The organism is Mesorhizobium sp. M0904 (genome assembly GCF_040319475.1).
GTDB lineage: Bacteria > Pseudomonadota > Alphaproteobacteria > Rhizobiales > Rhizobiaceae > Mesorhizobium.
Genome location: NZ_JAMYOC010000001.1, coordinates 198,306 through 222,395, shown reverse-complemented (window position 1 = coordinate 222,395; position 24,090 = coordinate 198,306). Strand labels below are relative to the sequence as shown.

20 protein-coding genes are annotated in these 24,090 nt (G+C 63.8%); 15 read left to right on the top strand and 5 right to left on the bottom strand.

From position 1 onward, the window contains the following. The first annotated feature begins 107 nt into the window (after window positions 1-107). The 10 genes from NKH80_RS01185 (at window position 108) to NKH80_RS01140 (ending at window position 12,416) form a co-directional block, all read left to right on the top strand. Window positions 108-542 carry an RT0821/Lpp0805 family surface protein gene (locus NKH80_RS01185; RefSeq protein ID WP_352690020.1) on the top strand — a complete coding sequence of 145 codons (435 nt, stop codon included), beginning with the start codon at window positions 108-110 and terminating at the stop codon, window positions 540-542. Window positions 543-620: 78 nt separating this feature from the next. After that, window positions 621-1,757 (top strand): c-type cytochrome biogenesis protein CcmI, encoded by a 1,137-nt coding sequence (gene ccmI, locus NKH80_RS01180; RefSeq protein ID WP_352989114.1) that lies wholly within the window; start codon window positions 621-623, stop codon window positions 1,755-1,757. 3 nt (window positions 1,758-1,760) lie between these two features. Then, window positions 1,761-2,204 (top strand): cytochrome c maturation protein CcmE, encoded by a 444-nt coding sequence (gene ccmE / locus NKH80_RS01175; RefSeq protein ID WP_023677821.1) that lies wholly within the window; start codon window positions 1,761-1,763, stop codon window positions 2,202-2,204. 71 nt (window positions 2,205-2,275) lie between these two features. Beyond that, the gene (locus NKH80_RS01170) at window positions 2,276-4,264 is read left to right on the top strand and encodes a heme lyase CcmF/NrfE family subunit (protein WP_352989111.1); all 1,989 of its coding nucleotides are present in this window, start codon (window positions 2,276-2,278) and stop codon (window positions 4,262-4,264) included. After that, window positions 4,261-4,725 carry a cytochrome c-type biogenesis protein gene (locus NKH80_RS01165; RefSeq protein WP_352647241.1) on the top strand — a complete coding sequence of 155 codons (465 nt, stop codon included), beginning with the start codon at window positions 4,261-4,263 and terminating at the stop codon, window positions 4,723-4,725. Before NKH80_RS01170 ends, NKH80_RS01165 begins: the two co-directional genes overlap by 4 nt. 116 nt (window positions 4,726-4,841) lie before the next feature. Further along, window positions 4,842-6,386 (top strand): Do family serine endopeptidase, encoded by a 1,545-nt coding sequence (locus NKH80_RS01160; RefSeq protein WP_352690015.1) that lies wholly within the window; start codon window positions 4,842-4,844, stop codon window positions 6,384-6,386. 289 nt (window positions 6,387-6,675) lie between these two features. Next, window positions 6,676-7,350: a response regulator transcription factor gene (locus NKH80_RS01155; protein ID WP_254819962.1), complete on the top strand. Its 675-nt coding sequence runs from the start codon at window positions 6,676-6,678 to the stop codon at window positions 7,348-7,350. A 6-nt stretch (window positions 7,351-7,356) separates the two neighbouring features. Beyond that, window positions 7,357-8,826, top strand: a complete 1,470-nt coding sequence (locus tag NKH80_RS01150) for an ATP-binding protein (protein WP_352989108.1) — start codon at window positions 7,357-7,359, stop codon at window positions 8,824-8,826. Further along, window positions 8,826-11,792 carry a bifunctional [glutamine synthetase] adenylyltransferase/[glutamine synthetase]-adenylyl-L-tyrosine phosphorylase gene (locus NKH80_RS01145; RefSeq protein ID WP_352989105.1) on the top strand — a complete coding sequence of 989 codons (2,967 nt, stop codon included), beginning with the start codon at window positions 8,826-8,828 and terminating at the stop codon, window positions 11,790-11,792. The genes NKH80_RS01150 and NKH80_RS01145 overlap by 1 nt, the downstream gene beginning before the upstream one ends. Before the next feature lie 144 nt (window positions 11,793-11,936). Further along, window positions 11,937-12,416, top strand: coding sequence for an EF-hand domain-containing protein (locus NKH80_RS01140; protein ID WP_352569858.1), 480 nt, complete (start codon window positions 11,937-11,939; stop codon window positions 12,414-12,416). Window positions 12,417-12,467: 51 nt separating this feature from the next. On the opposite strand, the gene NKH80_RS01135 is transcribed toward NKH80_RS01140, so the two are convergent. Next, a complete protein-coding gene (locus NKH80_RS01135; protein ID WP_352989102.1) occupies window positions 12,468-14,792 on the bottom strand; it encodes a PAS domain-containing sensor histidine kinase in 2,325 nt (774 codons plus the stop codon). 190 nt (window positions 14,793-14,982) lie between these two features. Next, window positions 14,983-17,628, bottom strand: coding sequence for an aminopeptidase N (gene pepN / locus NKH80_RS01130; RefSeq protein ID WP_352507498.1), 2,646 nt, complete (start codon window positions 17,626-17,628; stop codon window positions 14,983-14,985). 154 nt (window positions 17,629-17,782) lie between these two features. Here pepN and NKH80_RS01125 point away from each other — a divergent pair, with 154 nt between their 5' ends. Both NKH80_RS01125 and NKH80_RS01120 read left to right on the top strand, forming a co-directional pair. Continuing rightward, window positions 17,783-18,001: a hypothetical protein gene (locus NKH80_RS01125; RefSeq protein ID WP_352690063.1), complete on the top strand. Its 219-nt coding sequence runs from the start codon at window positions 17,783-17,785 to the stop codon at window positions 17,999-18,001. Beyond that, the gene (locus tag NKH80_RS01120; RefSeq protein WP_502896117.1) at window positions 17,998-18,975 is read left to right on the top strand and encodes a DMT family transporter; all 978 of its coding nucleotides are present in this window, start codon (window positions 17,998-18,000) and stop codon (window positions 18,973-18,975) included. Before NKH80_RS01125 ends, NKH80_RS01120 begins: the two co-directional genes overlap by 4 nt. Here NKH80_RS01120 and NKH80_RS01115 read toward each other — a convergent pair whose 3' ends face one another. From NKH80_RS01115 to NKH80_RS01105, 3 genes are all read right to left on the bottom strand, one after another. After that, window positions 18,976-19,794, bottom strand: coding sequence for a helix-turn-helix domain-containing protein (locus tag NKH80_RS01115; protein WP_352507499.1), 819 nt, complete (start codon window positions 19,792-19,794; stop codon window positions 18,976-18,978). A gap of 105 nt (window positions 19,795-19,899) precedes the next feature. Further along, window positions 19,900-20,781 (bottom strand): uracil-DNA glycosylase, encoded by an 882-nt coding sequence (locus tag NKH80_RS01110; RefSeq protein ID WP_352507500.1) that lies wholly within the window; start codon window positions 20,779-20,781, stop codon window positions 19,900-19,902. A gap of 37 nt (window positions 20,782-20,818) precedes the next feature. Then, window positions 20,819-21,463 (bottom strand): hypothetical protein, encoded by a 645-nt coding sequence (locus tag NKH80_RS01105; RefSeq protein WP_023677808.1) that lies wholly within the window; start codon window positions 21,461-21,463, stop codon window positions 20,819-20,821. On the opposite strand from NKH80_RS01105, the gene NKH80_RS01100 reads away from it, so the two are divergent. The 3 genes from NKH80_RS01100 to NKH80_RS01090 all read left to right on the top strand — a co-directional run bounded on the left by NKH80_RS01100 (window position 21,414) and on the right by NKH80_RS01090 (window position 24,090). Continuing rightward, window positions 21,414-21,596, top strand: a complete 183-nt coding sequence (locus NKH80_RS01100; protein ID WP_352507528.1) for a hypothetical protein — start codon at window positions 21,414-21,416, stop codon at window positions 21,594-21,596. The genes NKH80_RS01105 and NKH80_RS01100 overlap by 50 nt on opposite strands. A 106-nt stretch (window positions 21,597-21,702) precedes the next feature. Continuing rightward, complete coding sequence (locus NKH80_RS01095; protein ID WP_352507501.1) at window positions 21,703-23,382, top strand: electron transfer flavoprotein-ubiquinone oxidoreductase; 1,680 nt, start codon at window positions 21,703-21,705, stop codon at window positions 23,380-23,382. 111 nt (window positions 23,383-23,493) lie between these two features. After that, window positions 23,494-24,090: a DUF922 domain-containing protein gene (locus NKH80_RS01090; protein WP_352480300.1), complete on the top strand. Its 597-nt coding sequence runs from the start codon at window positions 23,494-23,496 to the stop codon at window positions 24,088-24,090.

Below are 24,090 nucleotides of genomic sequence, written 5' to 3'. Positions count from 1 at the left end.
CTTTTCCAGGTGGCCGGCTGCGGCCAAATTTCCGACAAACATCGACATTATCGCCGCGCCAGCCTGCTGACAGCGCGGCGGTCCAGCTCAAGAAAGCCGGTATTGGCATGAAGATTCGCGTCGCGCTCGTTTCCGCCCTGCTCGCCGTCTCCGGCTGCACAACGCTCAGCAAGGGCCCGGCCGTTACGGTAACGCCGGCCGCCACGCCCCCCAGCGGCGCCAAGGTGGCGACGACGATCATCTCCGCCATGGGCGGCGGCCTCGTCGGCGGCTCTATCGGCGCCGGCCTGAGCGAGACCGAGAAACGCAGCGCGCTCGAGGCGGAATACAAGGCGCTTGAATACACGGCGAGCGGCCAGAAAGTGGCTTGGAAGAGCGACAGTTCGGCCCATCGCGGCGAAGTGGTTGCCGCCCAGCCCTATCGCGTCGGATCGCAGGACTGCCGGCAATACACCCATACGGTGTTTACCGGCACCGCCGGCGCCACCGCGCGCGGAACCGCCTGCCGCAATGCCGACGGCAGCTGGACGCCGCTGACGTAGCTGGTCCGGCCGTTTCCGCCAAAGCGTCGCAGCACGCTTGTGTTGGCAGGGCAGGGGTCTCGTTCTATTGGAAGAGCCATGCTGTTCTGGGTCATAGCCGCAATCCTGACGCTGGGCGCAAGCCTGGCGGTGCTGCTGCCGTTGGCCGGTGGATCGAAGAACGCGTCCGCTGCCGGCGATCACGACCTTGAAGTCTATCGCGACCAGCTGGCCGAGCTTGACCGCGATATGGCGCGTGGCCTGATCCAGCCGATGGAGGCCGAAGAGGCTCGCGCCGAAATCGCCCGCCGCATCCTTCGCCTGAGCAATGCCGGCCAGGCCGGCGAGACGGCGACGCAGCCGTCGCGGTCGACAAGACTGGTGGCGACGGCTGCCGTGCTGGTGGTTCCGCTGCTCAGCTGGGGCCTCTATGGCCAGCTCGGCTCACCCGACCTGCCATCGCAGCCACTCAGCGAACGCCTGGCCAAGAACCCCGCCGACAGCTCGGTCGACGAGCTGATAGCCCGCGCCGAGGCGCACCTGGCGGCCAACCCATCCGATGGCCGTGGCTGGGACGTTCTGGCGCCGGTCTATCTGCGCATGCAGCGATACGCCGATGCGGTGACCGCCTATCGCAACGCCATCCGCCTCGACGGCGACAGCGCTGCCCGTCAGGCGGGTCTTGGCGAGGCGATAGCCAATGCGGCCGGCGGCATTGTCTCGGCCGAAGCGCAGGCGGCGTTCGAGGCGGCGTTGAAGCTCGATCCGGCCAATCCGAAGGCCGCGTTCTATCTCGCCATGGGCATGGCACAGGAGGGCCGCATAGCTGAAGCCACGGCGGCCTGGCAAAAGATGCTGGCCGCCTTGCCGCAGGGCTCGCCGTGGCGCGGCGCCGTCGAGCAGGCGGTGGCCGAATCCGCCGCCCGCAGCGTCGCTTCCGGAGCGCCCGCGAAAGGACCGAGCGCCGAGGATATCGATGCTGCCTCCTCGATGTCGCCGCAGGACCGGCAAGCCATGATCAGCACTATGGTTGCCAGCCTCGATGAAAAGCTTCGGCAAAATCCGCGCGACGAGGAAGGGTGGATGCAGCTCGTTCGTTCTTATGTCGTGCTGGGCAAGACAGATCAGGCGCGTGACGCGCTCAATCGCGGTATCGCCGTCTTTGGCGCGGACAGTGACCAGGCCAGGAAATTCACCGCCTTTGCTGCCTCGCTCGGCGTGACGGCGACGGAGTAGACGATGACGCGCAAGCAGAAACGACTGTCGGTGATCGCAGCAGGGCTGGGGTTTCTCGGTGTTGCCACCGGGCTGACCTTCTATGCGCTTGGCCAGAAGGCCTCCTATTTCTACATGCCGGCCGATCTGGCCACCGCCAGCCTTCAGCCCGGCCAGCGCATCAGACTCGGCGGCCTCGTCGAAAAAGGCACGGTCGAGCGTAGCCAAGGCGCCACCGTCGCCTTTTCGGTGACCGACAACCAGAAGGACGTCAAGGTTACCTATACCGGCATTCTTCCCGATCTTTTCCGCGAAGGGCAGGGCGTGATCACCGAAGGCTCGTTTGGCCCTGACGGCATTTTTGTCGCCGACAGCGTGCTCGCCAAGCATGACGAGACCTATATGCCCAAGGAAGTGGCCGACGGCCTCAAGGCCAAGGGCGTGTGGCAGGAGAGCAAGAGTGACTGAGCAGGTTCCGCAAAAGTGTTCCACGGTTTTGCGGCAAGAACCTGCGGCAAGATCTAGCGGGTGCGGCGACAATGGTTGAAACCGGACATTTCGCCCTGGTCCTGGCGTTTGCGCTGGCCCTGGTGCAGACGGTGGTGCCGGTGTTCGGCGCGCGCACCGGCAACCACAAGATGATGGCCGTCGGCGCACCCGCCGCGCTGACCGGCTTTGCCTTGACGGCGCTGTCCTTCGTAGCGCTGGCGACCGCCTATGCAGGGTCCGATTTTTCGGTTGAGAGCGTCTGGGAGAACTCGCATTCGCTGCAGCCGCTGATCTACAAGATCACCGGAACCTGGGGCAATCACGAAGGTTCGATGCTGCTCTGGGTGCTGATCCTGACCTTCTTCGGCGCGCTTGTCGCCGTTTTCGGCGGCAATCTTCCGGCGACGCTCCGGGCCAATGTGCTTGCCGTGCAGGGAGCGATCGGCGCCACGTTCTTGCTGTTCATCCTGACGACGTCGAACCCGTTCGTCAGGCTCAATCCGGCGCCTATCGAGGGACGCGATCTCAACCCGATCCTGCAGGATCTCGGCCTCGCCATCCATCCGCCGCTGCTCTATCTCGGCTATGTCGGTTTCTCGATCTGCTTTTCCTTCTCGGTCGCCGCCCTCATCGAGGGCCGCATCGACGCTTCGTGGGCGCGCTGGGTAAGGCCATGGACGCTGGTCGCCTGGATGTTCCTGACCGGCGGCATCGCCATGGGCTCCTACTGGGCCTATTACGAGCTCGGCTGGGGCGGCTTCTGGTTCTGGGATCCGGTCGAGAACGCATCCTTCATGCCGTGGCTGGCGGGCACGGCGCTGCTGCATTCGGCCATCGTCATGGAAAAGCGCTCGGCGCTGAAGATCTGGACGCTGCTTCTGGCGATCCTGACCTTCTCGCTGTCGCTGCTCGGCACCTTCCTGGTGCGCTCCGGCGTGCTGACCTCGGTGCACGCATTCGCCACCGATCCGACGCGTGGCGTTTTCATCCTCTGCATCCTGACGCTGTTCATCGGCGGCTCGCTGGCGCTGTTTGCCTTGCGCGCCTCCCGGCTGACGGCCGGCGGCCTGTTTCACCCGATCTCGCGCGAAGGCGCGCTGGTCCTGAACAATCTGTTCCTGACCACCGCCACCGCCACCGTGCTGGTCGGCACGCTCTACCCGCTCGCCGTCGAGGCGCTTTCGGCCGACAAGATTTCGGTCGGCGCGCCGTTCTTCAACCTGACATTCGGCCCGCTGATGGTGCCGCTCTTGGTCGTCGTGCCGTTCGGGCCGCTGCTCGCCTGGAAGCGCGGCGACATTTTCGCGGTCGCCCAGCGCCTGATGGCGGCTTTCGCGGCGGCGCTGCTCGCCGTACTGGTGACGGCCTTGTTCATCGATGGCGCATCGGTATTCGCAGCGCTCGGTGTCGGCCTTGCCTTCTGGCTAATCTGCGGTGCGCTCACCGATCTCGGCGTCAAATCCGGCTTCGGCACCGTCGCGCTCGCCACCATGCTCAGGCGCTTCGCCGGCCTGCCGCGCTCGGTCTTCGGCACAGCGCTTGCGCATCTCGGTCTCGGGCTGACGACGCTTGGCATTGTCGGCACGCTTTGCTTCGGCACCGAAAAAATCCTGTCGATGCATGCCGGCGAGACCGTCGAACTGTCCGGTCACAGGCTGCGCTTCGAGGGGCTCTACCCGGCCCAGGGCCCTAACTACAGTGAGGATCGCGGCCGCTTCGCCCTGCTTGGCGCCGACGGCAGCGTCGCAGGCGAGATCACCTCGGCCAAGCGCTCGTATCCGGTGCGCCAGATGACCACAACCGAATCCGGCATCAGGACGATCGGCTTCAGCCAGCTCTATCTTTCGCTTGGCGACGAGGGCAGCGATGGCTCGGTGGTCGTTCGTCTGTGGTGGAAGCCGCTGGTGACGCTGATCTGGGGCGGCGGATTGGTGATGATGGCGGGCGCGGCGATGTCGCTGCTTGACCGCCGCCTGCGCGTCGGCGCACCGTCGCGCCGCAAGCCTGCAGGCGCCATGCCATCGGCGAGCCCGCAATGAGAAGGAGCACGCTGGCCTCGCTGGTCCTGCTGCTGGCGCTGTTGTTCGCCGGCGCCGCGCAGGCGGTCAAGCCCGACGAGGTGCTCGCCGACCCGGCACTCGAGGCGAGGGCGCGCGCTTTGTCGGAAGGCCTGCGCTGCATGGTCTGCCAGAACCAGTCGATCGACGAGTCCGATGCCGATCTCGCCCGTGACCTGCGCATCCTTGTGCGCCAGCGTCTGGTCGCCGGCGATACCGATCAGCAGGTGATGGACTATGTCGTTTCGCGCTACGGCGAGTTCGTGCTGCTGAAGCCACGCTTCAATCTGCGCAATGTCTTGCTCTGGGGGACGCCAGTTCTTCTGCTGCTCGTTGGCGGGACGTTTATCCTGCTGGCCGCCCGCTCGCGCCGCTCGACGGCGACCAATGCCCTGACCGCGGACGAGCAGGCGGCGTTGGACGCAATGCTCCGCCGCGATTGATCGATACATTACGAAAGTTTCATGTACCGGAAATGGCGCCGTAATGTGCGGCTCTCTATTTCCTTTGTCGAGGATGCCAAACAAGGGGCGTCCCTTGAAAAGAGGATACGAGAACCATGAATGTTGCCCCCAATTCATCTCTTCGCACTCGCAAACGCCTGCTGGCCGCAGCCGCATCCCTGGCCATTGCCGGCGCGATCGGCTTCGGCGCCGTTGCCACCGGGACAGCCCCGGTGCTGGCCGACGCCGTGCGTGTCGAGGCACCGCAGGTCCCAAGCTTCGCCGATGTGGTCGAGCGTGTTTCGCCGGCGGTTGTCAGCGTGCGCGTCAAGGCCAAGATCCAGCCGACGGCCGATGACGGTTCCGACCAGATGGACGACGAGGACGGCTTAGGCAATCTTCCCGATAACCCGCAGCTGCGGCGTTTCTTCCGCGAATTCCGCGGCTTTGGCGACCAAGGCCCGAACGGAATGCGTCGTTTTGGACATCGTGACCGCAACAACGACCAGCCGCGGCCGGTGGCGCAAGGGTCCGGCTTCTTCATCTCCGATGACGGCTATCTCGTCACCAACAACCATGTCGTCGAGGAGGGGACCGCCTTCACCGTGGTGACCAATGACGGCAAGGAACTCGACGCCAAGCTGATCGGCACCGATCCGCGCACCGATCTTGCCGTGCTCAAGGTCGATGACGGCAACAGGTTCACCTATGTCGACTTCGCCGATGATTCCAAGGTTCGCGTCGGCGACTGGGTGGTGGCTGTCGGCAATCCGTTCGGCCTCGGCGGCACGGTTACCGCAGGCATCGTTTCGGCCCGCGGCCGCGATATCGGCGCCGGTCCCTATGACGACTTCATCCAGATCGACGCCTCGGTGAACCGCGGCAATTCGGGCGGCCCGACCTTCAACCTCAACGGCCAGGTTGTCGGCATCAACACCGCGATCTTCTCGCCGTCGGGCGGCAGCGTCGGCATTGCCTTCGACATTCCCGCTTCGACCGCCAAGCAGGTCGTGCAGGACCTGATGAGGAACGGTACCGTCCAGCGCGGCTGGCTCGGCGTCGAAATCCAGCCGGTCACGCCTGAAATCGCCGAGTCGCTTGGCCTTGGGTCCGGCAAAGGCGCGCTCGTTGCCAGCGCGCAGGACAACGGTCCCGGCAAGAAGGCCGGCATCACCGCCGGTGACGTGATCACCCAGGTGGACGGCAAGGACGTTGCTTCGCCGAAGGAACTCGCCCGACTGATTGGCGCTTACCCGCCCGGCAAATCGGTCGACGTCACGGTGTGGCGCAACGGCAAGAGCGAGGCGGTTAAGGTCGACCTTGGCAAGCTGCCGTCGAGCGACAAGCAGGCCTCGGCCGACCAGCAGCCTGCTCCGGCACCGAAGACCGACACGCTCGCCGATCTCGGCCTGACCGTTACCAAGTCCGAAAATGGCAAGGGACTTGTGGTGACCGACGTCGACCCCGACAGCGATGCCGCCGATCGCGGCATCCAGCCCGGCGACGTCATCACCTCCGTCAATTCGACGGAAGTGAGCGGCACCGCCGACGTCGACAAGGCGATGGCCGACGCGGTGAAGTCCGGCCGCAAAGCGGTGTTGATGCAGATCACCCGCGACGACAGTAACCGCTTCGTCGCACTGCCTGTCGCCAAGGGCTGACTTTTCCGGTGCGGCGGTTTTCAACACCCCCGAGCCGCCGCACGGGAAAGCACGGGGCCTGAATACGTTAGTCAGTCATCGTGTTCCGCCCCAGCGGCAGCGGGCTTCCCATCGCCCGCTGCCGCTCGAACATGTCGCTCAAAGCGTGAAGCGGTTTTAGGCTACGACATGCTAAAACAAAGACTTACCGCGTATCCTTGAATCACTTTGTTCGCGATACGCCATGGAGAAGGCCACGATGCGTATGCCGGCCACTCAATCTTCCAGCGAAATCGCGTATAACGGTTCTATGAAGATTCTCGTCATAGAAGACGATCGCGAGGCAGCCGACTACCTGCAGAAGGCGTTCGCCGAGGCCGGCCATACCGCCCATGTCGCCGGCGACGGCGAAACCGGCTTCGCGCTCGCTGATTCCGGCGACTATGACGTCATGGTCGTTGACCGCATGATGCCGCGCCGCGACGGCCTGTCCGTCATTGCCGGGCTCAGGTCCAGAGGCAATACGACGCCCGTCCTGATCCTTTCGGCGCTCGGCGAAGTCGACGACCGGGTCACCGGTCTGCGCGCCGGCGGTGACGACTACCTGACCAAACCCTACGCCTTTTCCGAACTGCTCGCCCGCGTCGAGGTGCTGAACCGCCGCGCCAGCGCCAGGGAAGCCGAAACCGTCTACCGGGTCGGTGATCTCGAACTCGACCGGCTGTCGCACTCGGTGCGCCGCGCCGGGCGCGAGATAACGCTGCAGCCGCGCGAGTTCCGCCTGCTCGAATATCTGATGCGCCATGCCGGCCAGGTGGTGACGCGCACCATGCTGCTCGAGAACGTCTGGGACTATCATTTCGATCCGCAGACCAACGTCATCGACGTTCATATCTCTCGGCTGCGGGGCAAGATCGAGAAGGGCTTCGACAAGCCGATCCTGCACACGGTTCGCGGCGCCGGCTACATGCTGAAAAGCGGCTAGAACCCCATGGCTCTTTCCGTGCCGGCCATCATGAAGACGACGGCAGCGCGGCTTTCAGCGCTTTATCTTCTGCTTTTTGCGCTGTGTGCGGTGTTGCTGGTCTTGTACATGACCTCGCTCTCGGTGCGCATGCTGACCGCCCAGACGCAGGAGACGATCAACGACGAGGTGCTCGGCCTTGCCCGCGCCTATCAGCGCGGCGGCCTGCCGCTGCTGGTCCGCGTCGTCGAGCAGCGCTCCCGCCAGCCCGGCGCCAATCTCTATCTGATCGCCGATGCCAACGGCCAGATCCTGACCGGCAACGTGCAGAGCCTGGAGCCGGGCGTGATCGAGGCCGAGGGCTGGACCACCGAACCGTTCTCCTACCGCCGCTTCGGTGAGGGCGAGCTCGAACGGCAGCGCAACCCGGTCTCCGACCCGAACGAGCCCGCCCAGAGCGAAGTCCAGGCCGAAGGCGAGAAAGGCCACAACGCCGTTGCCCTGGTGCTGCGCCTGCCCAACCAGATGATCATGCTGGTCGGCCGCGACCTCGGCGAGCCGGAGCGCTTCCGCGCCGTCATTCGCCGCGCCTTGATGCTGGCGCTCGGCATGATGGGCGTCGGCGGGCTGCTGATCTGGTTCTTCGTCGGGCGCGCGGCGCTGAAACGCATCGACAGCGTGTCGGAGGCGAGCCGCCGCATCATGGGCGGCGATCTTTCCGGCCGGCTGCCGGTCACCGGCGCCGGCGACGAGTTCGACCGGCTGTCGGAAAACCTCAATTCCATGCTGGCCCGGATCGCCACGCTGAACGAGGGCCTGAAGCAGGTCTCCGACAACATCGCCCACGACCTGAAGACGCCGCTGACCAGGCTGCGCAATCGTGCCGAGGCGACGCTTTCCGGCAAGCACAACACCAGCGACTACCGGCAGGCGCTGGAAGGAACGATCGCCGAATCCGATCAGCTGATAAAGACCTTCAACGCTATCCTGATGATTTCGCGGCTGGAGGCCGGCTATTCCTCGGAAAGCATCACCAGGGTCGATCTGGCCGCTGCCGTGCACGACGTCGTCGAACTCTACGAACCGGTAGCGGAGGAGGCGGGCGTGACGCTCGAAACTTCGGTGCAAGGTTCTTTCGTCGTCGACGGCAATCGCGAGCTGATCGGCCAAGCGCTGTCCAACATCGTCGACAACGCGATCAAATATTCGACCGACTCGACCACCAGGCCCACGGTTCGCGTGACGCTGGAGCGTATCGGTAGCGAGATCAGACTCGCCGTCTCCGACAACGGCCAGGGAATTCCCGACGATGTCGACCGCGCCAGGGTGACCGAGCGTTTCGTACGGCTGGAAAAGAGCCGCTCGCAGCCGGGTTCCGGCCTTGGCTTGAGTCTCGCCAAGGCGATCATGATATTCCACAATGGACGGCTTGAGCTTCTGCCCGGCAATCCCGGATTGTCGGTCGTCATGAGTTTTCCCGGGCGGGAGGATCGCTGATGGTTGCGAGGATGGCAGTGCGACGCCTGGAAACGGACTGGCTGTTGAAGCCGGCGGTAGAGCTCGTTCCGCTGGATGCAAGCCGCGCCAGGCAGGAATTGTCGGAGATCGCCGACGCCGCGCGGCAAAAGGAACTGCCGCGACTGGCGAAATTTCTCGCCGGCAAGGGGGTCGTCCAGGATTTCCTCGCCGCCGTGTTCGACCTGTCGCCGTTCCTGCGCGATACCGCGCGCCGCCGGCCGCGGATACTCGATGCGCTTTTCGATGGGAGGGTCGAGGCGCGGCTGTCATCGATCGGCGCCGCGGTCGACAGGGCAGCACGCGCAGAGGCCGTCTCCGAAAGCAGCCTGATGATGGAGCTGCGCCAATGCAAGGCGGAGGCGCATTTCCTGATCGCCTTGGCCGATCTCGCCGGCGAGGCCGAGACCTCGTTGACAGTGAGGCGACTGAGCGACCTTGCCGACGCCTGCACGCGTGCGGCCGTCGATTTCCTGCTCTGCGACGCGCATGAGCAGGGCAAGCTCCGATTGCCGGATCCCAAAAATCCGGCGCGACGCTCGGGCTGGATTCTGCTCGGCATGGGCAAGCTCGGCGCGCATGAGCTGAACTTCTCCTCCGACATCGACCTCGTCGTCTTCTTCGACCCCGATGCGCCTGCCGTCGTCGATCCGCTCGATGCCACAGAGCTGTTTTCGCGCCTGACCCGCCGGCTTGTCCGTATCCTCCAGGACCGCACCGAGCACGGTTACGTCTTCCGCACCGATCTCAGGCTTCGTCCCGACCCCGGCTCGACGCCGCTTGCGATCCCGGTCGAGGCGGCGCTGCGCTACTATGAGGCGCGCGGCCAGAACTGGGAGCGCGCCGCCATGATCAAGGCTCGCCCGGTGGCCGGCGATGTTGGCGCCGGCGCCGCGTTCCTGAAGGAACTGCAGCCCTATATCTGGCGCAAATACATGGACTATGCGGCGATTGCCGACGTCCATTCGATCAAGCGCCAGATCCACGCCCACAAGGGCCATGGCGAGGTCGCGGTCAAAGGCCACAACGTCAAGCTCGGTCGCGGCGGTATCCGCGAGATCGAGTTCTTCGTCCAGACCCAGCAGCTTATCGCCGGCGGCCGCTTTCCCGAACTGCGCGGCCGCGAGACCGTGCCGATGCTCGGCGAACTCGCCGCGCGCGGCTGGATCACCGCCGACGCGCGCGATGCACTCACCAGGCAATACTGGTTCCTGCGCCGCGTCGAACATGCCATCCAGATGGTTGCCGACCAGCAGACGCATATCCTGCCGGAGGACGAAGAGGGGCTGGAACGCGTCGCCCGCATGCTGGGCTTTGCCGATGCGGCAGGCTTTGCCGAAACGTTCCGCGCGGCGCTGCATCAGGTCGAGCGCCACTATGCAGCGCTGTTCGAGACCGCGCCGGAGCTTTCGGCCGGCATCGGCAATCTGGTCTTTACCGGCGACGTCGACGATCCCGATACCTTGCAGACCCTGCGGCGGCTCGGCTTCCAGCGGCCGAGCGACATCTGCCGGGTTATCCGCGGCTGGCACTTCGGCCGCTACCGCGTCACCCGGTCGGCGGAGGCACGCGAGCGGCTGACCGAACTGACGCCGGCGCTGCTGCAAGCCTTCGGCCAGACGCGGCGGGCGGACGAGGCGGTGATCCGCTTCGACGAATTCCTTGCCGGCCTGCCTGCCGGCATCCAGCTCTTTTCGCTGCTGCAGTCGAATCCGGCGTTGCTGAAGCTGATGGCGACGATCATGGGCGCAGCACCGCGGTTGGCCGCCATCATCACGCGCCGGCCGCATGTCTTCGATGGCCTGCTCGATCCGGCGCTGCTGAGCGAACTGCCCAACCGCGCCTATCTGTCGGCGCGCCTTGCCGCCTTCCTCGAAGGCGACAGGGCTTACGAGGACGTGCTCGACCGGCTGCGCATCTTTGCTTCGGAGCAAAAGTTCCTGATCGGCGTCAGGCTGCTTGCAGGGTCGATCGATCCGCCGCGCGCCGGCCGCGCCTTTTCCGATCTCGCCGATCTGACCATCGAGGCGGCGTTGCAGGCGGTGACGGCGGAATTCGCGTTGCGTCATGGCTATATTGCCGGCGGCAGGGTCGCACTGCTCGGCATGGGCAAGCTCGGCAGCCGCGAACTGACGGCGGGTTCCGACGTCGACCTCATCCTGCTCTACGATCACGACGCCGATGCCGAGGAGTCCGACGGCGACAAGCCGCTTGCCCCGTCGCATTACTACAGCCGGCTGACGCAGCGGCTGATCGCCGCCGTTTCCGCGCCGACCGCCGAGGGTGTGCTCTACGAGCTCGACCTTCGTCTGCGGCCGTCCGGCAACAAGGGGCCGGTGGCCACGCACGTCGATGCCTTCAAGAAGTACCAGCGCCAGGACGCCTGGACGTGGGAGCATATGGCGCTGGCGCGGGCCCGCACGATCGGTGGCGATGCCGAGCTCTGCCGCGAGGTCGAGGAGGAAGTTACCGCAGTGCTCGCTCTGCCGCGCGATCCAGCCAAGGTGATGGCCGAGGCATCCGAGATGCGCGCCATGGTCGACAAGGAGAAGCCGCCGCGCGATCCCTGGGACATCAAGCTGATCCCGGGCGGCCTCATAGATCTCGAATTCATTGCCCAGGTTGCGCTGATCACGGGAAAGATCGAAGCCGGCCGCAGGGCCACCGGCACGGCTGAGGTTCTGTCGCGCCTGGCGCCGGATTTCGCCGGCGCCCAGGTCAGGCAGGAACTGGTGGATGCCTATTCGCTCTATCTGGCGCTGACTCAGATGATACGGCTTTGCCTCACCGGCGCGTTCGAACGCGACGACGTTCCGCCAGGGCTTTCCGATCTGCTTCTTGCGGTCACCGACCTGCCTGATTTCGGTGTGCTTGAAGGGCATCTCAAGGAGACATCGCAGAAGGTCAGAAAGGATTTCGACCTTCTGGTTCGTGCGAAACAACCGTGACGGCAACCAGCGTACGGGCGAGAGCATCGGACCCGAAATTGCGACCTTTTTTTGGGAGGTTCCGATGTTCAATCAAAGAGATAGAGCGGGGGATGAAGGTCCGCCGCTCTAGCATCGGGGGTGACGATGCAACAGGAGAAGACCATGAGAAAGACAACCAGACTTGCACTCGTTTTCGCAGCCCTGGCCGGCGCCGTCGGCACCGCAGCCTATGCAGACGAGCACTCCGGCGCCGGGCCGCGCGACGGCATGATGATGCGCCTCGGCAAAGTCATGAAGGACAATGACGGCACCATCACCTTCGACCAGTTCTCCGACGCCATGAACGCGCGGCTGAAGAAGATGGTCGCTGACAATGGCGGCAAGCTGACCGTGGCACAGCTCGCCGACGCGCTGGAGAAGGCACGCTTCGAGCAGATGGCCAGGCGCATCATCGCCCGCTACGACACCAAGGGCGACGGGACGCTGACCGCCGACGATATCACCAGCCGCCAGAAGAAGGTGTTCGCCATGCTCGACCGTGACAATGACGGCAAGATCGAGAAGAACGAACTGCCGAAGGGTCCCGGCCGTCACCGCCAATGGGACGGCGAGGGCAATGATGGCGCTGACGGCATGCAGTGAGAATTGACAACCGCTCCGGCGGCGCGAGCCGCCGGAGACTTATCTGGTCATTCACGCAGCCGCCCTGATCGCCTGCGCGACATTCTTCATCGGGATGCGTACCGAGACGATCGTGCCGATGCTTTCGGTCGAACGGATCTTCAACGCGCCACCCTGAAGCTCGGCCAGCGAGCGCGAGATGGCGAGGCCGAGGCCGGAGCCGGTATGGCTCTTGGAGAACTGGTTTTGCACCTGTTCGAATGGCCGTCCGAGCTTGCTCAGCGCCGCTTTCGGGATGCCACAGCCATTGTCCTCGATCGTCAGGATCAGCGCGCTGGAAATGCTGCGGGCTCTGACCGAAATGTGGCCGCCTTGCCCGGTGAACTTCACCGCATTGGACAGAAGGTTGATGAGGATCTGCTTGATCGCCCTGCGGTCGGCGAACAGCGTCAGCGAATCGGCGATGCGGGTTTCGACGGTGATCGACTTTTCCGCCGCCTGCAGCGAGACGACGCGAACCGTCTCCCTGATGAGCGGGCAGAGATCGATTTCTTCCTGATCCAAGGCGAACTGGCCGGCCTCGATCTTCGACATGTCGAGGATGTCGTTGATCACGCCGAGAAGATATTTGCCGCTGCCGTTGATGTCGGTGGCATACTCTTCGTAGCGCGGCGACCCCAGCGGCCCGAACAGCCGCCGTTCCATCAGTTCCGAGAAGCCGATGATCGCGTTGAGCGGGGTGCGCAACTCGTGCGACATGTTGGCCAGGAATTCGGATTTGGCCCGGTTTGCCGCTTCGGCCCGCTCGGTTTCCTTCATGTATTTGCGATTGAGCTCGACGAGCTCACGAGCCCGTTCTTCTTCCGCGCGGCGGGCAAGGCTGAGGTCGTGGATTGTCGCCATCAGCCGGCGCTCGCTGTCGACCAGCTTCTCCTGGTGCAGCTTGATCTGGGTGATGTCGGAGCCGACGGAGACGGTGCCGCCGTCCCTTGTCCGCAACTCGTTCACTTGCAGCCAGCGGCCGTCGGCAAGCTGGCGCTCGAAGGTCACGCCCCCCTGCGGTCCATTGGTATTGGCAAGCCGCCGCTCCGAGGCAAAGGCCAGCATGCGTTCCTCCAGAACGGCGCGCGGAGCGCCCGGCATCACGTCGCGATCCGACAGGCCGTTGTCCTGCTGGTATTTGGAATTGCACATGATCAGGCGCTCGGACGAATCCCACAGCACGAAGGATTCGTTGATGTTTTCGATGGCCGTCCTCAGGCGCAGGTCCGCCGCTTCGGAGCGCAGCGCCAGGTGCCGCTGCTCGGTGACGTCGACGGCGATGCCGATCAGCTGGATCTCCGGCGCTTCCGGGTCGATAACCTGCGCTCTTGCGCGCATCCAAACCCATTGCCCGTCGGCATGGCGCATCCGGAACACCTGGTCGATATAGTCGATCTCGCGTGCGACGATCCTGTTGGCGAGTTCGAACAAATCGCCGTCCTCGGGATGAATGATTTCGTCGACTTCGCCGAACGACAGCATCGTGTCGCAAGGCTCGTAGCCCAGCATGTCGTACATCGAGCGCGACCAGTACATCTTGCCGCGCACCATGTCCCAATCCCACAGGCCGCAGCGGCCGCGTACCAACGCCATGTCGATGCGTTGGTGGGCTTCGAGATAGATGCGGTCGGCGGCCTGGGCACGCGCCGCCTGGCCGAAATAGGCATAAAGGATGACGATCAGCACGCCGGCCGTCAGCACGAACAGCGTGACATTGAGTGAGACCGTCTTGCGCCAGGCGTCAAAAACTGCCTCCTGCGGCACGAACGCTGCCGCGGCACCCTTTCGGCCATTCGCCAGGCTCACTGCTGCGTACCAGTCCTGTCCGCCGATGCTGACCTCCATCACTCCGGCGCGATCGCCGAACATGAACAGCGGCTGCCCGCCCTGCACGACGCCATCGAGCGATCGGCCCTCCCAGTGCATCGACTGCGGCGATACGGCAATGATCTTGAAGGCGCTGTCGGTGATCGCCAGTACGTGGCTTCGGCCCATCGCGCCCTGACGACCGGTGCTCTCCAGCAGGTCCTGGATCGCACCTGGCGTGGAAACCATGGTCGCGTCGGCGATCGAACTGGCCAGTTGGCCGGCGGCCAGCGCAAGGATCGCCTTGGCGCCGCGCTCGATCTCGTCGCGCTCGTTCATCAGTGACAGAAAGCGCAGTACTGCGATGATCAACAGAAACATGATAATGAGGGCCGGTATCGATCGCCGCAACAGCGGTTCGGCTGCCAGCAGCCGTCGGTAGGCAGGTTCGGCGATGAGCCGCGTATTGCCCGCGAGACCGTCGTTTCGCGCCTCGCGACGCTCAAACGCCGTCCCACCGGGCGCGCCCCACGCGTCCGCCTTCGCCATAAATGGCACTCCCCGATCTTCTGTCCCGCTTGACGATCCGGCAACGCCGCACTTCCGAATCGTCACTAAAGAATCAAAGGGGATTCGCCTTGTCCAGAGGTGCGGCGAAAAAAGATTAAAAATCGACTAAAATAATGGGTTTTCGGATGGTCTTCCCTTCTCCCACGACAAGGGGAGAAGGGGAGGTCGCTTACGCCAGGGTGCGCTCGACGATGTCTCGCAAATCGGCCGACAGCTTCTCGGTATTGGCGATTGAAAGCAACGCCTCCCTTGCCTTGGCCTGCCGCACGGGTTCGAGCGAGCGCCACGATCTGAGCGCCGTCGCCAGCCTGGCGGCCACCTGCGGGTTGCGTTTTTCGACCTGCAGCACCGTTTCGACGAAAAGCCGGTAGCCCTCGCCGTCGGCGCGATGAAAGCCGGTCTGGTTGGCGCTGGAAAACGTACCGATGAGCGAGCGTACCCGGTTCGGGTTGACCATCGAGAACGCTGGGTGGCTGGTCAAGGCGCGCACCGCGTCGACGGTTTGCGGACCGGGCACGCTGGCCTGGATCTGGAACCATTTGTCCATGACCAGCGGATCGGTTGCATATTTCGCCTCGAAATCGGCCAGTGCCTTGGTTGCCTCAGGTGAGCCGTGGTGACGGTGCGCAAGCACGGTCAACGCCGCGGCACGATCCGTCATGTTGGTCGCCGATTGGAAGTGCCGGGCAGCGAGTTCCGCACCTGCCGGCAGCAAGGAGAGATAGTCCAGCAGGACATTGCGCAGCGCCCGCCGCCCGGCACTGGCCGCGTCCGGGCTGAACGGACCATTGTCGGCGAGCCGATCATAGAAGTTGGGGAATATCTCGCGGTTGGCCTCGGCGATCGCAACTGCCAGCGCCCCGCGCGCCGCGAAAATGGCATCGGGGTCGATGTTCTTGCCGATGTCGCGGGCGATATCGGCCTCGCCGGGCAGCGCCAGCGTCAGTGCCCGATAGGCGGGTTCGAGCGCGTCGTCGCCGGCTATTTTGCCGGCAAGCCCGGTCAGCCGGGAGCTGAACTCGGGTTGCCTGTGGTCCAGGATCTGGCGGAAAGCTGCAATCAGCGCATCGGTCAAAAGCGTGTTGAATGCCTGCCAGCGCGAGAAGGCGTCGCTGTCGTGGCCAGCCAGAAAAAACTGGTCGTCGGGCCGCTGCTCGACCGAAAGCGTCACTGGCGCCGAAAAGCCGCGGTTGAGCGACATGGCCGGCCGCTCGGCAATCCCGGAAAACCTGACGACATGGCGGCGTTTGCGGATATGGATGACGCCGTCCTCGACATTCGCCCCCTCCACGCCGCTATAGGCTGTCGCCTCTCCGCCGGCGCCGACCAGGCCGAAGGCAAGCGGAATGTGCATCAGCCGTTTGCGGCTTTCCGACGGCGTTGGCGGCACCGACTGCTCGATTTCGAGCGTGAATTCCTGCGCCGCAGGATTATACGCTGAACTGACGGTCAGGTTCGGCGTACCGGCCTGATGATACCAGAGCGAAAACTGCGACAGGTCGCGACCGGAAACGTCTTCGAACACCTTGATGAAGTCTTCGATCGTCGCCGCCTGGCCGTCGTGACGTTCGAAGTAGAGGTCCATGCCGGCGCGGAACGTCTCTGCGCCGAGGATAGTGTGGATCATGCGCACGACTTCCGAGCCCTTTTCATAGACCGTCGCCGTATAGAAATTGTTGATCTCGCGATAGCGGCGCGGCCGCACCGGATGCGCCAGCGGCCCCTGGTCCTCGGGAAACTGATGGGCGCGCAGTGTACGCACCTCGGCGATGCGCTTGACGGCGCGCGAGCGCTGATCTGCCGAGAATTCGTGGTCGCGGAAAACGGTCAGGCCTTCCTTCAGGCAAAGCTGGAACCAGTCACGGCAAGTGATTCTGTTACCTGTCCAATTGTGGAAATACTCATGCGCAATGATGGCTTCGATATTGGCGAAATCGGCGTCGGTCGCGGTTTCCTGGTCGGCCAGCACATATTTGTCGTTGAAGATGTTGAGGCCCTTGTTCTCCATCGCGCCCATATTGAAGTCGGACACGGCGACGATGTTGAAGACATCGAGGTCGTATTCGCGGCCGAATGCCTCCTCGTCCCATTTCATCGACCGTTTCAAAGCGTCCATGGCGTAGCCGGCGAGCCTCTCTTTACCCGGTTCGACATAGATTCCGAGCTCGACCTTGCGGCCAGACAGGGTGACGAAACTGTCCGAGATCTTGCCGAGGTCGCCGGCCACCAGCGCAAACAAATAGGACGGCTTGGGGAAGGGGTCGTGCCAGACCGCATAGTGCCAGCCGCCGGCAAGCTCGCCGCTGCCGGCCGGGTTGCCGTTGGACAAAAGCAGCGGCGCCTCCTTGCGCTCAGCTTCGATACGCACCGTATAGACCGACAGGATGTCGGGACGGTCGAGGAAATAAGTGATGCGGCGAAAGCCTTCGGCCTCGCATTGCGTGCAATAGACGTCGCTGGAGCGATAGAGGCCCATCAGCGCTTCGTTCTGCGCCGGCGCCAACACGGTTTCAATTCTCAGCTGGAAGCGCCTTGTGGCAGGGGGGCTGATGATTGTCAGTTGATCGGGCGTGACGAGAAAATCCGCAGGCCTCGGTTCCTGGCCGTCGATGGCGATACTGCGGAGCGTCAGCCCGTCGCCATCCAGCACCAGTGGCACCGACACGGCAATCTCGTCGCGACGTTCGACCGTCAGCACGGCGGTGACATGCGTTGCTTCAGGCGAAAGGCGGAAAGTCAGGCTGGTTTCCGGAATCAGATAATCACTAGGGCGATAGTCTTCGAGTTTGAAGACCTGGCCGGTATCCGTGCGCATTCCTTGATTTTTCCTGTCGATCCGGGAGCGGCGGGCGGGTCCGCTGGTCCAAATAATTTGAAGTCTGCGCTCTTTACACGAAACACTCCCTCGACAAAACTGCAGCGACGTCTATTTCCGGCGATCATTTCCCGAGCATCATCGCGAGGCTTCCATGACCATCGTCACGCCGAAATTCGGGATGAGCGCCTCTGTGTTGCGTCGCGACGATCGGGCCTTCATCAAAGGCGCCGGGGCGGATACGATCGTATCGACGCCTGCCGCGCTCAATGCGGTGACCGACGCGTTCTACCGCGCCTACGGCATCAGGCATATCGACATGCCGGCAACGCCGGCGCGCATCTGGGCGATCGAGGAAGCAAAAAGGGCGTGACAGCCAGACCGGATTTGCCAGTGCTTGCAGCCGGCGATCTTGCCGGCGAGCACAGCACACTGACCGGGATCTTGCTCAAGATCGTATCGGTGGCGGTCTTCGTCGGCATGTCGTCCTGCATCAAGGCGGCGGGCACCGTGCCGGCGGGCCAGATCGTCTTCTTCCGCTCCTTCTTTGCCATTTTTCCGATCATCGCCTTCCTCGCCTTCCAGGGAAAACTCGGAACCGCCTTTTCGACAAAGCGCCCGCTCAACCATATTGCGCGTGGCGTCGTCGGTGTCTGTGCCATGGGGCTCGGCTTCTTCGCGCTGACGCGGCTGCCGCTGCCGGAGGCGATCACGCTGAACTACGCGCAGCCGCTGCTGGTCGTGGTGTTCAGTTCGATCTTCCTCGGCGAAGCCATCCGCATCTATCGCTGGAGTGCGGTTGCCGTCGGCCTGGTCGGGGTGCTGATCATCTCGTGGCCGGAACTGACGCTGCTCAGTTCGGGCGCTGCCCTCGGCGATCAGGAGGTGCTCGGCGTCATTGCCGCCCTCATAGCCGCGGCGATCTCCGCCATCGCCATGCTCCTGGTTCGCAACCTCGTCCAGAGCGAGCGGACGGCGACCATCGTGCTGTGGTTTTCGGTTACCGCGAGCCTCATGGCGCTGCTTTCGCTGCCATTCGGCTGGCAGGCGCTGACGCCAGCGCAGGCGGGGCTTCTGATTGCCGCGGGTTTTTGCGGCGGGCTTGGCCAGATCCTGATGACCTCGGCCTATCGCCATGCCGAGGCTTCCGTCGTGGCACCCTTCGAATACACTTCGATGATCCTCGGCGTCGTCGTCGGCTATCTGGTCTTTGGCGACGTCGCCACGATCAATATGCTGGTCGGCGGCATGATCGTGGTTGCGGCGGGGATTTTCATCATCTGGCGCGAGCGCCAGCTTGGTCTCGAACGCACCCGCACCCGCAAGGCCGTCGCGCCGGAAGGGTGATCACGGCTTCGCAGCGTCAGTCCGCTCTGTCGCCAGCCGCACCAGCACCGCCCGCGTCTGTTCGTCGGCGGGGAAAAAAGATTCGATCGCCAGCTCCGACAGCGTCACGTCGAGCGGCGTGCCGAACACGGTGATGGTGCTGATGAACGACAGCACCGCGTCGCCATGGGCAAGCTTGAGCGGATGGGCAATCGCGTTCGGTTCGACCGGCGCCGGCCGGCTGCCTCTAAGGCCGGACGGATAGGCCCGAAGCTCGCGCTCGAGCTCGACAAGAGCCGGATCGGCGGTAGCGTCGTTCTGCCGCTTCAGCCGCTCCAGAAGATGTGTCCGCCATTCCGCTAGGTTGACGATACATGGCGCGATGCCGCCGGGATGCAGGCTGAGGCGCAAAACGTTGACCGGTGGCTTCAGCAGGGAGGCATCGGCGACATTGGCGAGGAACGGGCCGATGGCGGCGTTCGCCGACACCAGGTTCCAATGCCGGTCGACGGCAAGCGCCGGGAACGGCTCGTGCGCCTTGAGCACGGTCTCGACCGCCGCCATCGCCGGTGCCATCGAGGCATCGTCAAGTGGTCGTTCGCCGAAGCTCGGGGCAAAGCCGGCAGCCAGCAGCAGCTGGTTGCGCTGCCTGAGCGGGATCGAAAGCTGCTCCGCCAGATGCAGCACCATGTCACGCGAGGGTGCGGCGCGGCCGCTTTCAACGAAACTCAGATGCCGCTGCGAGATCTCGGCCTCCATAGCGAGGTCGAGCTGGCTCATGCGCCGGCGTGTACGCCATTCGCGAATGAGACTGCCGGCGGAAATCTGGGCTGCTGTCATAACGAGATGACTAGGCCGGCAGTGGGCGCATTTCAATTACCTGCGAAGTCATGATGCCGCCCTTCCTTTCTCGCAAGGGGAGAACTGAAGACGCGCTCTGCACCATTACCCGAGCGCCCGCAACTTCGCCTTCACTTCGAGGAAATCCCGCCACGCCAGCTTCTTGTGCGCCGGCGTTCTCAGCAAATAGGCCGGATGCAGGGTCGGCATGGCAGGAATGGCGACGCCGGACGGGGTCGTGTGGACGCGCCAGTTGCCGCGCAGCCGCAATATGCCTTCGGAGGTGTTGAGCAGGGTCTTTGCCGACGGGCCGCCGAGATTGACCAGCACCTTCGGATTGACCAACTCGATCTGCCGCTCGATGAACGGCCGGCAGATCTCGGTCTCGTGCGGGGTCGGCGTGCGGTTGCCCGGCGGCCGCCAGGGAATGACATTGGCGATGTAGACGGACGTCCGGTCAAGACCGATCGCGGCCAGCATGCGGTCGAGCAGCCGGCCGGAGCGGCCAACGAACGGCAAGCCCTCTATGTCTTCATCGCGACCCGGCGCTTCGCCGACCAGCATCACCTCGGCAGTTGGATTGCCGTCGGCGAACACAAGGTTCTTGGCGGTGAATTTGAGATTGCAGCCGTCGAATGCCGCCATGTGCTGGCGAAGCTCGTCGAGGCTTGCCGCCGATCTCGCCAGTTGCCGCGCCAATGCCGCTTGCGCCTCGTCGGGCACCGTTGACATGGCCGGGGACGCTCGCACTGCCGGTGCTGTACTCGGTCTCTCGCCCATTTCGGCGCGCGATACGCTCGTCGAGCGTTGTGGCGTCGCATTTTCACTGAGCGGCACAGCGGCCGCCGCGGGCACCCGCTCCGGTGGCCTGGCTTCTGCAAACCTGTTTACCGGCTGTTCTTCAAGTGCCTCGTCGACGCCGGCGCTGGCGTAGAAGGCCAGCAGCTCGGCGAGATCGGCTCGGCTATTGTGGGGGGCGGCAGTCATGGTTTCACATTCGGCCGCGAAGCTTGAATTTGCAAGTTCAGCTCGACGGTATGCGCGGATCCTGCACCAGATAGAACGTCCAGCGCGGCGTGTAGTCGGTGATCAGGAAATAGAAGCTGGCGGTCTTCAGCGGGTCGATCTTGCCGTTCTTGAACAGCAGGCGGTCATACGGTTCGAAATTGCGGTCGAAATCGGCGTAGCTGCTCGACCAGATATTTTCGGGCGTTTTGTTGCGCTGGTCGAACGACAGGCCGTCGCCGAACACGCTCGGCTGGTCGAGGATCTCCTGGAGTTCGAACTGGAACTCGACCCAGGCTTGGCCGCTATTGTTGAGCACGTCGATGCGCATATACATCAGACCATTGGCGAAGTCTCCCGCCTTGCCGAACGGCTGGATCGGCCTTGTTGTGCGAATGGCCAGCGTTACCGGCGTCGCTGAATTCAGCTCTTCGGTGATGACCAGCGGATCCTCCTTCGTGCCGATGCCGGAAGCCCCGGTGATGCGGAAACCGCCGCGCTCGTCGGAAAAGGAATAGGCGCCGGTCGCCCAGACCAGTTGCTGCTCGGCACGGGCATCGAGGGCCGTCAGTGGCAGAAGCGCCAAGAGCGCCGCACGGCAAAACCGGCCGGGCGTGAAAAAAAAGCGCGTCGATGAAAAGCCAGCCGGCCCGAATATGCGCATGGCGGGAAGTATGGCCGATAAGCAAGCCGTCGAACAATTAAAAACATCAGTGCGACATATCTGTGCAAACCGAATAGGATTGAAGATTGATGCTCGTCACCGCGAATTTGTGCGGCAGGACGCGACTTTTTGACGAAATCGGTATTGTCACGTCCGCGCCGGTTTCCCGTCGCTATTTGATGCGCTATGCAGCGCGTGAGCCAGCAAGATGCCGGGAATAGCGAGCCAGTGAGGGATCGATGAGCGATATCGAACGCGAAAGCATGGAATTCGACGTGGTCATCGTCGGCGCCGGCCCGGCCGGCCTCGCCGCCGCGATCCGTCTCAAGCAGGTCAATCCCGAGCTTTCCGTCGTCGTGCTGGAAAAGGGCGGCGAAGTCGGCGCGCACATCCTGTCCGGCGCCGTCGTCGATCCGATCGGCATCGACCGGCTGCTGCCCGGCTGGCGCGAAGAGGAGGGTCATCCCTTCAGGACACCGGTCACCGACGACCATTTCCTGGTTCTCGGCCCCGCCGGTTCGTTCCGTCTGCCCAATATCCTGATGCCGCCGCTGATGAACAATCACGGCAACTATATCGTCTCGCTCGGCAATGTCTGCCGCTGGCTGGCGACCAAGGCCGAGGCGCTGGGCGTCGAGATCTATCCGGGCTTTGCCGCGGTCGGCCTGCTCTACAACGAGGCCGGTGCGGTCACCGGCGTCGTCACCGGCGACATGGGCGTCGAGAAGGACGGCACGCACGGTCCGGGCTTTGCGCCGGGCATGGCGCTGATGGGCAAATATGTCTTGATCGGCGAGGGCGCGCGCGGCTCGCTGGCCAAGCAACTGATCGCCAAACACCACCTTTCCGACGGTCGTGAGCCCGGAAAATACGGCATCGGCCTCAAGGAACTCTGGCAGATCAAACCGGAAAACCACCGGCCGGGCCTTGTCCAGCATTCCTTCGGCTGGCCGCTCGATATGAAGACCGGCGGCGGCTCCTTCCTCTACCATCTCGAGGACAACCAGGTGGCAGTCGGCTTCGTCGTTCACCTGAACTACAAGAACCCCTATCTGTCGCCCTTTGACGAGTTTCAGCGCTTCAAGACCCATCCGGCGATCCGCGGCACCTTCGAGGGTGCCAAGCGGCTGGGCTATGGTGCCCGCGCCATCACCGAAGGCGGCTGGCAGTCGGTGCCGAAACTGTCCTTCCCCGGCGGTGCGCTGATCGGCTGCGCGGCCGGCTTCGTCAACGTGCCGCGCATCAAGGGCTCGCACAATGCCGTGCTCTCCGGAATGCTGGCGGCCGAGCATGTCTGTGATGCGATAGCCGCCGGCCGCGCCAATGACGAGCTGGCCTCCTATGAGGCCACCTGGCGCGCCACCGATATCGGCAAGGACTTGAAGAAAGTGCGCAACGTCAAGCCGCTATGGTCGCGCTTCGGCACCATTGTCGGTGTTGGCCTTGGCGGGCTCGACATGTGGCTGAACACGCTGTTCGGCTTCTCGCCCTTCGGCACGATGAAGCACGGCAAGGCCGACTACGCCACGCTGGAACCGGCCGCCGCGCACCAGAAGATCGCCTACCCGAAGCCGGACGGGGTGCTGACCTTCGACCGGCTGTCGTCGGTGTTCCTGTCCAACACCAACCACGAGGAGAACGAGCCGGTCCATCTGCTCGTCGCCGACATGGACCTGCAAAAGCGCTCCGAGCATGACGTCTATGCCGGGCCCTCGACGCGTTACTGCCCGGCCAGCGTCTACGAATGGGTCGACAAGGACGGCAATGCCGCCGCCGATCCTGCGGCAAAGGATGTGCGCTTCGTCATCAACGCGCAGAACTGCGTGCACTGCAAGACTTGCGATATCAAGGACCCGAACCAGAATATAAATTGGGTGCCGCCACAGGGCGGCGAGGGCCCGGTCTACCAGAACATGTAAGTCACAAGGTTTGTTCCGGACTAAACAAGATGAGGAGCAGCGCAACCGTAGGATTGTTGAATAAACCGCCTGCCTGTGTTTCCTTTCTGCCGCGACAGGGAGGAAGGAAAAATGCGCCTGGCAGTTCTGACGAGCGTTGTGGCGATCGGGGCATTGTGCGCCCCTGCAGCCTTGGCCGGCACTAAGGTGCTGGTCAAGACACGAACTTACAACATTGCCGGAACCACCGGCGCGGCCCTGATCGAGGCCATGGATCGCAGTGGGCCGAAGCACGGCTTCATGACCCACGCCATCGCGCAAACCGGCTACAGCGTCGGTGATTGGACCTTCGACGCCCATCAGGAAAACGGCGTCTGCCGCCTGCGCCAGGCCAACGGGACGCTCAATCTCTTCTATACCTATCCCAAACTGGTCTCAGCCCCATCGCCTGCGCTGCAGAAGCGCTGGAAGCGGTTCTTCGCTGGCGTCCGCGCCCATGAAGAGACCCATGGCCGCATCGCCAGACAGATGATGCGGGCCACCGAAAAGTCGGTTCGAGGGCTGACAGTCGCTGATGACCCGCACTGTTTCGAGGCACGTCGCGAGGCAAAGCGCCGGATCAATGCCATCTATGCCGAATACGAGGCAAAGCAGATCGCCTTCGATGCGCACGAGCATCGCGACGGCGGCCCTGTCGAGCACCTCATCCGCGCTTTTGTGGGCCAGTAA